This window comes from Frankia sp. AiPs1 (assembly GCF_023716945.1).
GTDB lineage: Bacteria > Actinomycetota > Actinomycetes > Frankiales > Frankiaceae > Frankia.
This window is the reverse complement of record NZ_JAMQQF010001202.1, coordinates 1-501: the sequence shown is the minus strand read 5'-3', so window position 1 is coordinate 501 and position 501 is coordinate 1. Positions and strand designations below refer to the sequence as shown.

1 pseudogene is annotated in these 501 nt (G+C 76.8%); it reads left to right on the top strand.

Going from position 1 to position 501, the window contains the following annotated elements:
- Nucleotides 1-501, top strand: a pseudogene (locus tag ND748_RS33645) (toll/interleukin-1 receptor domain-containing protein); the annotation flags it as partial.

Genomic DNA, 501 nt, shown 5'->3' with positions numbered 1-501 from the left:
CCCGGCGGTCGGGGCGGCCCCGGCGAGCCGGGCGGTGACGCGCGGGCGGCGTCGGCGGGGCCGTCGTGGGACATCATCGTCTCCCACACCGTCGCCGAGCCGGATGCCGCCTGGGCGCGCTGGCTGTGCTGGCAGCTCGCCCACGCCGGCTACCGGGTCCTCAGCCACCCGCTGGTCGACAGCGCCTCGTCCGCCCGGGCGGCGCCGGTCGATCTGGAGTGTCATCTCGCGCTCGGCGGGGAGATCCTCGTCATCTGGTCGGCGGCCTACCGGGCCCAAGCGGCCCGGTCAGTCGCCGTCGGGATGCCGGCCAGGGCGACGAATCCAGGCAGTGCGACGAATCCGGGCACTGCGGTCAATCCGGGCACTGCGGTCAATCCGGGCACTGCGGCGACGTCGGGTCCGTCGGCGGTGGCGGACAAGGCGACGGTGGCGGGGACGCATCCCACGGCCCGCCCCGGGCACGACGCCGGCCCGCCGCGGACCGCCGGAACCGGCGTG